Source organism: Methylobacterium sp. WL9 (genome assembly GCF_008040035.1).
GTDB lineage: Bacteria > Pseudomonadota > Alphaproteobacteria > Rhizobiales > Beijerinckiaceae > Methylobacterium > Methylobacterium thuringiense.
The window spans coordinates 1-9,754 of sequence record NZ_VRVE01000118.1; the positions used below are offsets into that span (position 1 = coordinate 1).

The window sequence follows — 9,754 nt, forward strand, 5'->3', positions numbered from 1 at the left end:
GCCATCCGCACCCCGCCCGCGCCGGTCAGGTCCGCCTCCGAGCCCGCCGCGGTTCCGGAGCCGATGCGCGGCCAGGCCGAGGCCGACGAGGGCCTGCTGCCCACCGGCGCCATCCCATTCGCCGCGACGGCCGTCTTCTGGGTCGAGAAGGCGCGCAAGCTCGGCAGCGGCGTCGGCAGCGAAGCCGCCTCCCTCGGCGGCTCGGTGGTCGACCTCATCGCCAGCGCCCGCTGACTTCTCGAGTCTGCACACGCCGCCGCCCCGACCGCACCGCAACACAGGCCAGCGATCGGGGCCGTGCGCTCGGGGCTGGAACGCACCGGCCGCGGCCCTAACTCGGTGTTGACGGTCAGCATCGCGCCGTCGCCCGAGGGTTCATGGCAGGTCTGATCGAGGATTACGCGCTGATCGGCGACGGCCGCACCGCGGCCCTGGTCGGGCGCGACGGCAGCATCGACTGGCTGTGCTGGCCGCGCTTCGACGCCTCGGCCCTGTTCGCCAAGCTCCTGGGCACCGAGGAGCACGGCTTCTGGAAGCTGGCGCCCGTGGCGGAACACGCCAAGCATTCCTGGCGTTACCGCACCGGCTCGCTGGTTCTCGACACTTACCACACCACCCACGAGGGCGAGGTCCGCGTCACCGACTACATGCCGGCCGCCGACGGCTCGCACGTGATCCGGCTCGTGGAGGGCCGCAAGGGCCGGGTCGCCATGCGCATGGATCTGGCCGTGCGCTTCGATTACGGCTCGGCCACCCCCTGGGTCTCCCGCAACGAGATGGGCGACCTGCGCGCCATCTCCGGGCCCCACAAGGTCGTGCTGCGCACCCGCGCACCGATGCGCGGCGTCGGCCAGACCACGGTCAGCGAGTTCACGGTCCACGAGGGCGAGACCGTCTGGTTCGTCCTGAGCTACGGCCCCTCGCATCTCGACGATCCGCCGCCGATCGAGCCGCGCAAGGTTTTGGCCGATACCAACCGGTTCTGGCGCGAATGGTCGGACCACTGCGCCACGGGCACGCCCTGGGATGCGATGCTGAAGCGCTCGCTGCTGACGCTGAAGGCGCTGATCTACCGGCCGACCGGCGGCATCGTCGCCGCGCCGACCACCTCCCTGCCGGAGGATATCGGCGGCAGCCGCAACTGGGACTACCGTTTCTGCTGGCTGCGTGATTCGACCTTCACGCTGCTCGCACTGATGGATTCCGGCTTCATCGAAGAGGCGCGGGCCTGGCGCGACTGGCTGCTGCGCGCCGTCGCCGGCAGCCCGGAACAGGCCCACATCCTCTACGGCATCGCCGGCGAGCGCCTGCTGCCCGAGATCGAGCTCGACTGGCTGCCCGGCTACGAGGGCTCGCGGCCCGTCCGCATCGGCAACGCGGCCATCTCGCAGTTCCAGCTCGACGTCTACGGCGAGTTGTTCGACGCGCTCTACCAGGCCCGCCAGCGCGGCATGCTCGGCGACAAGGACGGCTGGCGCGTCGGCCGGGCCATCATGAAACACCTGGAGACCGCCTGGCGCGAGCCCGACGAGGGCATCTGGGAGGTGCGCGGCGGGCGCCGGCACTTCGTGCATTCCAAGATCATGGCCTGGGTTGCCTTCGACCGCGCCATCCGCGGTCACACCGAGGAGGAGTCGCCGCAGGCCCCGGTCGCGCATTGGCGCCGGATCCGCGACGAGATCCACGCCGAGGTCTGCGAGAAGGGTTTCGACACCGAACTCAACAGCTTCGTGCAGTCCTATGGCGCGAAGGCGCTCGATGCGAGCGTGCTGCTGATCGCCCATGTAGGCTTCCTGCCCCAGGACGACCCGCGCGTGGTCGGCACCGTCGCAGCGGTGGCGAAGCACCTGATGCGCGACGGCTTCATCCTGCGCTACGAGACGGAGGGCTCCACCACCGACGGCCTGACCGGCAACGAGGGCGCCTTCCTGCCCTGCACGTTCTGGTACGCCGACAACCTGATCGGGCTCGGCCGGCGCGACGAGGCGCGGGCGATCATCGAGCGCCTGATCGGGATCTGCAACGATCTCGGGCTGGTGTCCGAAGAGTACGACGTGAAGCGCAAGCGCCTCGTGGGCAACTTCCCCCAGGCGTTCACGCACGTTGCACTCGTGAACACGATCCTCAATTACAGCCGTGCGGTCTCGCCGAACGAGGCACGCGGAACGGCTCGGGTGGAGGACGACGTGGATGAGGCGGAGGAGACTTCCGCCGCCTCGCCGTCCACCGCCCTGCCGCTGTGAACAAACTGGGAAGACACACGGTATGAGCGGAGCAGACACCGTCGCCAAGAGCGGCTTCAGCGAGGCCGAGCAGCGCGCGATCGACACGATCCGGACGCTCGCGATCGACGCGGTCCAGAAGGCCAATTCCGGCCATGCCGGCGCGCCCATGGGCCTCGCTCCCGTCGCCTACACCCTGTGGAACCGCTATCTGCGCTACGACCCGGCCAACCCGCACTGGCCGAACCGCGACCGCTTCGTTCTGTCCTGCGGCCACGCCTCGATGCTGCTCTACGGGCTGCTGCACCTCGCCCGCGTGGCCGAGAGCGACGGCGGCAACGCCCCGGCGATCACGATCGAGGACATCAAGAACTTCCGTCAGCTCGACAGCCGCACGCCGGGCCACCCCGAATACCACTTCACCACCGGCGTCGAGACCACCACCGGGCCGCTCGGCCAAGGGGTGGCCAACTCCGTCGGCATGGCGATCGGCGGCCGCTTCCTCGAGAAGCGCCTGAACAAGCCGAGCCTGCCTCTCTACGATTTCGACGTCTACGCCATGTGCTCGGACGGCGACCTGATGGAGGGCGTCGCCTCGGAGGCCGCGTCGATCGCCGGCCACCTGCGCCTGGCGAACCTGTGCTGGATCTACGACGACAACACCGTCACCATCGAGGGCCACACCGAGCTCGCCTTCTCGGAGGAGGTCGCCGCCCGCTTCCTCGCCTATGGCTGGCAGGTGCTGCGCGTCGCCGACGCCAACGACGCCCACGCCATCGCCGCGGCGCTCGACACCTTCAAGGCCTCGCACGACCGCCCGACCCTGATCGTGGTCAAGAGCGTCATCGGCTACGGCGCGCCGACGAAGCAGAACACCTCCAAGGCCCATTCCGACGCGCTCGGCGAGGAGGAGGTCCGGGGCACCAAGCGTTTCTACGGCTGGCCGGAGGACGCGCAGTTCCTGGTGCCGGACGGCGTCTACGACACCTTCGCAGATGGCATCGGCAAGCGCGGCGCGGCGCTGTTCGCGGACTGGCAAAACCTGCTGACCAAGGCGAAAGAGGCCGACGCCACCCACGCCGAAGAACTCGACGCCTTCCTCGAAGGCCGCCTGCCCGACGGCTGGGACAAGGACATCCCGGTGTTTCCGGCCGACGCCAAGGGCCTCGCCACCCGCGAATCGTCCGGCAAGGTGCTCAACGCCATCGCCCCGCACGTACCGTTCATGCTCGGTGGTTCGGCCGATCTCGCACCGTCGAACAAGACCGCCCTCACCTTCGAGGGGGCCGGCTCGCTGACCCCACTCAACCCCGGCGGCCGCAACGTGCATTTCGGCGTGCGCGAGCACGCCATGGGCTCGATCGTGAACGGCCTCGGCCTCGTGGGCTTGAGGGCCTACGGCGCGACCTTCCTGGTCTTCGCCGATTACATGCGCCCGCCGATCCGGCTCGCCTCGTTGATGGAGCTGCCGGTCTTCCACGTCTTCACGCACGATTCGATCGGCGTGGGCGAGGACGGCCCGACCCACCAGCCGGTGGAGCAGCTTCTGTCGCTGCGCTGCATCCCGGGCCTCGTGACGCTGCGCCCGGCCGACGCCAACGAGGTCGCCGAAGCCTACCGCGTGATCTTCTCGCTGAAGAACCAGCCCGCCGTGCTCGCCCTCTCCCGTCAGCCGCTGCCGACCGTCGACCGGACCGTCTTCGCCAGCGCGTCGGGCGTCGCCAAGGGCGCCTACGTTCTCGCTGGCGGCGAGGGCACGCCCGAGGTGATCCTGATCGCCTCCGGCTCCGAGGTGCAGCTCTGCGTCGGCGCCTACGAAACCCTGAAGGCCGAGGGCGTGAAGGCCCGAATCGTCTCGATGCCGTCCTGGGACCTGTTCGAGCGCCAGGACGAGGCCTACCGCAATTCGGTGCTGCCGCCGGAGGTGCTGGCCCGCGTCGCCGTCGAGCAGGGTTCGGTGATCGGCTGGGACCGCTATGCCGGCTCCTCCGGCGCAATCATCGGCATGAGCACCTTCGGCGCGTCGGCCCCGATCAAGGACCTGCAGAAGAAGTTCGGCTTCTCGCCGGAAAAGGTCCTGCAGGCCGCCCGCGACCAGATCGCGCGGCATAAGAAGTAGCGCGGGAAGCCCCCCTCTCCCCATGGACCTCGGGCTTGCCCGAGATCCGCATTGCGGGTGCCCAAGTCGGGTATACCCGACTTGGAAGGGGAGAGGGTGGCCCGCGAAAGCGGGTCGGGAGAGGGGAGCGCCGTGTCCGGACATTGCGGACCCTCTCCCGCCCTGCATCCGCAGGGCATCCTCCCCCGCAGAGGGGGAGGGTTTCGAGGCGCGACGCGCCCTATCTCCAGGGTAGCGACCCAACGACAGTCTGAGGATCGACCGACATGAGTGCCCTGAACGCCCTCTTCACCGACTACGAACAGGCGGTCTGGCTCGACTTCGTGGCCCGCGGATTCATCGCGAAGGGCGAACTGAAGGCGCTGGTCGAAGCCGACGACCTGCGCGGCGTCACCTCGAACCCGTCGATCTTCGAGAAGGCGATCGGGCATTCGTCCGAGTACGACGACAGCCTCAAGAGCGTGCTCGACCAGGGCGACGCCCGCGTCATCGACCTCTACGAAGGCCTCGCCATCGCCGACGTCCAGGCCGCCGCCGACGTGCTGCGCCCTGTTTACGAGGCGAGCGACGGCGCCGACGGCTACGTCAGCCTCGAAGTCTCGCCCTACCTCGCCCTCGACACCGAGGAGACGCTGGTCGAGGCGCGGCGTCTGCACAAGGCCGTCGCCCGCGACAACCTGATGGTGAAGGTGCCGGCGACCCCGGAGGGCATCCCGGCGATCCGCCAGCTCACCGCCGAGGGTATCTCGATCAACGTCACGCTGCTGTTCTCGAAGGCGACCTACGAGGCCGTAGCGCAGGCCTTCATCGACGGCCTGACCGAGTTCGGGGCCAAGGGCGGCGACGTCTCGAAGGTCGCGAGCGTGGCGAGCTTCTTCATCAGCCGCATCGACGTGCTGGTGGACAAGCAGCTCGACGAGAAAGGCGAGTTCGAGGACCTCAAGGGCAAGGTCGCGATCGCGAATGCCAAGCTCGCCTACCAGTCCTACAAGCGCATCTTTTCCGGCCAGGCCTGGGAGGCGCTCGATGCCAAGGGCGCCAAGGCGCAGCGCCTGCTCTGGGCCTCCACCGGCGTCAAGAACAAGGCCTATCCCGACACGCTCTACGTCTCCGAGCTGATCGGCCGGAACACCGTCAACACCATGCCGCCCGCCACCATGGACGCCTTTCGCGATCACGGGCAGGCGCGGGCTTCGCTGGAGGAGAACGTCGGCGAGGCCGAGGCCGTGATGGCGCGCCTGGCCAAGGCCGGCATCGACATCGAGGCGGTCGCCAAGCAACTCGTCGCGGAGGGCGTGCAGCTCTTCGTGGACGCGGCCGACGCGGTGCTCGGTGCCGTGGCCTCGAAGCGCGCGGCGCTGCTCGGCGCCCGGCTCAACGGCCATGCCTGCAAGCTCGGCGACGTGCTGCAGGGCGCAACCGACAAGACCATCGAATCCTGGCGCGCCGATGGCGCGATCCGCCGCCTCTGGGCTCATGACAAGACGGTCTGGACGGGCGCCGACGAGGACAAGTGGCTCGGCTGGCTGCGCATCGTCGAGGACGGGCTGACCAAGGTCGGCGAGTACGAGGCCTTCGCCGAGGAGATTCGCTCCGAAGGCTTCACCGATGCCGTGGTGCTCGGCATGGGCGGTTCGAGCCTCGGTCCCGAGGTGATCGCTGCGACCTACGGCGAGCGCGAGGGCTGGCCCAAGCTTCGTATCCTCGATTCGACCGATCCGGACGAGGTCCGCACCGTCGAGGCGGCTGTGAACCTCGAAAAGACGCTCTTCATCGTCGCCTCGAAATCCGGTTCGACTCTCGAGCCCAACGTCTTTCGCGACTACTTCCTGGGCCGGATGAAGGAGGTCGTCGGCGACAAGGCCGGCCGGCACTTCGTCGCCGTGACCGATCCCGGCTCCGCCATGGAGAAGGCCGCGAAGGACGACGGCTTCCGCAGGATTTTCTACGGCGTGCCGCAGATCGGCGGCCGCTACTCCGTGCTCTCCGCGTTTGGCCTCGTGCCGGCGGCGGTGGCGGGCGTCGAGATCGACGAGTTCTTGGAGAGCGCGCACATCATGGTGCGCTCCTGCGGACCGGCCGTGCCGCCTGCCAACAATCCCGGCGTGCGCCTCGGCGCGGCGATCGGCGTTGCTGCGCTGGAACACGGCCGCGACAAGGTGACGATCATCTGCTCGCCCGGCGTCGGCACCTTCGGCACCTGGGCTGAACAGCTCATCGCCGAATCCACCGGCAAGGAGGGCAAGGGCGTCATCCCGATCGAGGGCGAGCCCGTCGGCGTGCCCGCTATCTACGGCCGCGACCGCTTCTTCATCTACCTGCGTCTCGACGGCCGCGCCGACGCGCAGCAGGACGAGGCCGTGAAGGGCCTGGAGGCGGAGGGCCATCCGCTGGTGCGCATCGACCTCGAAAAGGTCGAGCAGCTGTCGCAGGAATTCTTCCGCTTCGAGATCGCCACGGCGGTTGCCGGCGCCGTGCTCGGCATCAACCCTTTCGACCAGCCCGACGTCGAGGCGAGCAAGATCGAGACGAAGAAGCTGTTCTCGACCGCCGAGGAGACCGGATCGCTGCCGGCCGAGACGCCGCTGTTCGAGGACGACACCATCGCGCTCTACGCCGACACCGCCAACGCCGAGGCTCTGGCGCAGGGTGAGGGCGGCGTCGAGGCGACGGTTGCCCGGCACCTCGCCCGGGTGAAGGAGGACGATTACGTCGCGGTGCTCGGCTATATCGAGCGCAACGCGACGCACCAGTCGGTCCTGCAGGATGCACGCCTCGCCGTGCGCGACGCCCGCAAGGTCGCGACCTGCCTGGAGTTCGGGCCGCGCTTCCTCCATTCGACGGGGCAGGCCTACAAGGGCGGCCCATCGAGCGGCGTCTTCCTCCAGATCACCGCCGACCCGTCGCAGGACCTTGCAATCCCCGGTCGCAAGCTCGGCTTCGGCACGGTGATTGCGGCGCAGGCCCGCGGCGATTTTTCGGTGTTGGCCGAGCGCGGCCGGCGGGCCCTGCGCGTCCACATCAAGGGCGGCGAAGTCGAAGCCGGCGTCAGACGCATCGCCGCGGCGATCAAGGCGGCGGTGGGTTAGAACCTTCCCTCCCCCTTGTGGGGAGGGACCGAGGGTGGGGGTGGCTCCGCCTGCCTGCGTCGGACCAAGCGGCACCACCCCCACCTCCAACTCCTCCCCACAAGGGGGAGGAGAGGCGCCAGACGGGAGTCAGCAAGCCATGCAACTCGGCATGATCGGCCTCGGCCGGATGGGCGGCAATATCGTGCGGCGCATTATGCGCAACGGGCACACGGCCGTAGTCTTCGATAAGGATTCCAAGGCCGTCGAGACGCTTGCAGGCGAGGGTGCCACTGGCGCCTCCAGCCTCGAAGACCTCGTCGCCAAGCTCGAAAAGCCGCGCGCCCTATGGGTGATGCTGCCGGCCGGCCACATCACCAACGAGACCATCACCGCCCTGCACGGCCTGATGGAGGCCGACGACATCATCATCGACGGCGGCAACTCGTTCTATCAGGACGACATCCGTCATGCGTCCGAGCTCAAGGACAAGGGCATCCACTTCGTCGACGTCGGCACCTCCGGCGGCGTCTGGGGGCTGGAGCGCGGCTATTGCATGATGATCGGCGGCGACACGGCGGCGGTCGACCGCCTCGACCCGATCCTCAAGACGCTGGCGCCCGGCCGGGGCGACATCCCGCAGACCCCCGGTCGCGAGGGCCGCGATTCGCGCGCGGAAGAAGGCTACATCCATGCCGGCCCGACCGGCGCGGGCCACTTCGTCAAGATGATCCACAACGGCATCGAGTACGGCCTGATGCAGGCCTATGCCGAGGGCTTCGACATCCTCAAGCACGCCAATTCCGATCAGGTACCGGAGCATCGCCGCTACGATCTCAACCTCGGCGACATCGCCGAGGTCTGGCGGCGCGGCAGTGTGGTCTCGTCCTGGCTCCTCGACCTGACCGCTTCCGCGCTCGCCGGTAACGAATCGCTCGAAGGCTTCTCAGGGTTCGTCGAGGATTCGGGCGAAGGACGCTGGACCATCAACGCCGCCGTCGAGGAGGCCGTGCCGGCCACCGTGCTCTCGAACGCTCTCTACCGCCGCTTCCGCTCGCGCGAGCACGACAGCTATGCCGACAAACTCCTATCGGCCATGCGAAAAGGCTTCGGCGGCCATATCGAGGGCGCGCCGGCTCCGGCCATGGGCTCGTCCGACGCGCGCAAATAAGGGGCGCCGATGATCGCCCTGCCCCCGAATGCGACGATCCTCCCCGACGCCGAGGCGACGGCGCGGGCCGCTGCCGACCTGCTGCTCGCGGTGGCGGAGGAGGCGACGGGGGAGCGCATCGCGATCTGCCTGTCCGGCGGTTCGACGCCGAAGCGGCTCTACGCGTTGCTTGCGGGCGAGGGCTATGTCGGCCGGGTGCCGTGGTCGCGCATCCACTGGTTCTTCGGCGACGACCGGGTCGTGCCCTGGGACGATCCGCTCAGCAACGTCCGCATGGTCCGCGAAGCCTTCGGGCATGAAGGGCCGGTGCCGGCCGGGCACTTCCACTTCATCCCCTCCGACGCGGGCGCAGAGATCGGCGCGCGCGCCTACCAGAAGACGCTGCAGGCGTTCTACGGCGCGGACACCCTCGACCCGTCCCGGCCGTTGTTCGACCTCGTCCTGCTCGGCCTCGGCGGCGACGGCCACACCGCCTCGCTGTTCCCCGGCAAGCCGGCGGTGAAGGAGCGCGAGGCCTGGGTCGCGGCGGTGCCGGAGGCGGGGATGGAGCCGTTCGTCCCGCGCATCAGCCTGACCTTCCCGGCGCTGGCCTCCTCGCGTTCGGTGCTCTTCCTCGTGAACGGCACGGCCAAGCGCGATCCGCTCGCGCGGCTCGCGGCCGGCGAGGATCTGCCCGCCGGCCGTGCCACGAGCAAGGGCCGGCTGATCTGGTTCATCGACGAGGCCGCCGCCGACGCCTGAGCCGTATCCTGTCACGCAGGGTGACATCGCGTAGGGTGCCATCGCACACTTGCGGCCACACTTTCGCCATAGCCGCTAACAGTATGCGAGGGCGAAGTCTGGCTCGTGCCGGAGAATGCGCCATGTCGAGATTGTTCGTGCGCCGCGTGCGCATCCTGCCGGGTCCGCTGAAGCTCCTGCAGCAGGTCGAGCGCCGCAGCCCCGTGCCGGTGACACCCCTCGCCCTCGCCTCCGCCGCCATCACGGCCGGCCTCCTGCTGATGCTGCAGCTCTCGCCGTCCCTCTCCGTCGATCCGACGCCGATGGTTGCCTATGCGGATGCCGCCCCGGAGCCCGTGGCGTTCGTCGCCGCGGCGCCGGTCGAGGCCGTCCTCCCGGCTCAGGTGGCGGCCCCGGCCCGCTCGGCGGCCGCCGATCCGTCGCCGTTCCAGCT

Annotated in this window: 5 protein-coding genes and 2 pseudogenes; all 7 read left to right on the forward strand. The window is 69.0% G+C overall.

Annotated features, from left to right (window positions below; translation table 11 throughout):
* A pseudogene (locus FV217_RS23075) lies at nucleotides 1-234 on the forward strand (hypothetical protein); the annotation flags it as partial.
* A gap of 143 nt (nucleotides 235-377) precedes the next feature.
* Nucleotides 378-2,243 carry a glycoside hydrolase family 15 protein gene (locus FV217_RS20830; protein ID WP_147820303.1) on the forward strand — a complete coding sequence of 622 codons (1,866 nt, stop codon included), beginning with the start codon at nucleotides 378-380 and terminating at the stop codon, nucleotides 2,241-2,243.
* Nucleotides 2,244-2,265: 22 nt separating this feature from the next.
* Nucleotides 2,266-4,341 carry a transketolase gene (gene tkt, locus FV217_RS20835; RefSeq protein ID WP_147820304.1) on the forward strand — a complete coding sequence of 692 codons (2,076 nt, stop codon included), beginning with the start codon at nucleotides 2,266-2,268 and terminating at the stop codon, nucleotides 4,339-4,341.
* 266 nt (nucleotides 4,342-4,607) lie between these two features.
* Complete coding sequence (locus FV217_RS20840) at nucleotides 4,608-7,430, forward strand: bifunctional transaldolase/phosoglucose isomerase (RefSeq protein WP_147820307.1); 2,823 nt, start codon at nucleotides 4,608-4,610, stop codon at nucleotides 7,428-7,430.
* Nucleotides 7,431-7,569: 139 nt separating this feature from the next.
* Nucleotides 7,570-8,580: a phosphogluconate dehydrogenase (NAD(+)-dependent, decarboxylating) gene (gene gnd, locus FV217_RS20845; RefSeq protein WP_147820309.1), complete on the forward strand. Its 1,011-nt coding sequence runs from the start codon at nucleotides 7,570-7,572 to the stop codon at nucleotides 8,578-8,580.
* A gap of 9 nt (nucleotides 8,581-8,589) precedes the next feature.
* Complete coding sequence (gene pgl, locus FV217_RS20850; RefSeq protein ID WP_147820311.1) at nucleotides 8,590-9,321, forward strand: 6-phosphogluconolactonase; 732 nt, start codon at nucleotides 8,590-8,592, stop codon at nucleotides 9,319-9,321.
* A 122-nt stretch (nucleotides 9,322-9,443) separates the two neighbouring features.
* Nucleotides 9,444-9,754, forward strand: a pseudogene (locus FV217_RS20855) (hypothetical protein); the annotation flags it as partial.

Excerpts from the sequence above, each read along its gene's own strand:
- FV217_RS20830 (WP_147820303.1), top strand. The coding sequence starts at position 378 with ATGGCAGGTCTGATCGAGGATTACGCGCTGATCGGCGACGGCCGCACC.
- tkt (WP_147820304.1), top strand. The coding sequence starts at position 2,266 with ATGAGCGGAGCAGACACCGTCGCCAAGAGCGGCTTCAGCGAGGCCGAG.
- FV217_RS20840 (WP_147820307.1), top strand. The coding sequence starts at position 4,608 with ATGAGTGCCCTGAACGCCCTCTTCACCGACTACGAACAGGCGGTCTGG.
- gnd (WP_147820309.1), top strand. The coding sequence starts at position 7,570 with ATGCAACTCGGCATGATCGGCCTCGGCCGGATGGGCGGCAATATCGTG.
- pgl (WP_147820311.1), top strand. The coding sequence starts at position 8,590 with ATGATCGCCCTGCCCCCGAATGCGACGATCCTCCCCGACGCCGAGGCG.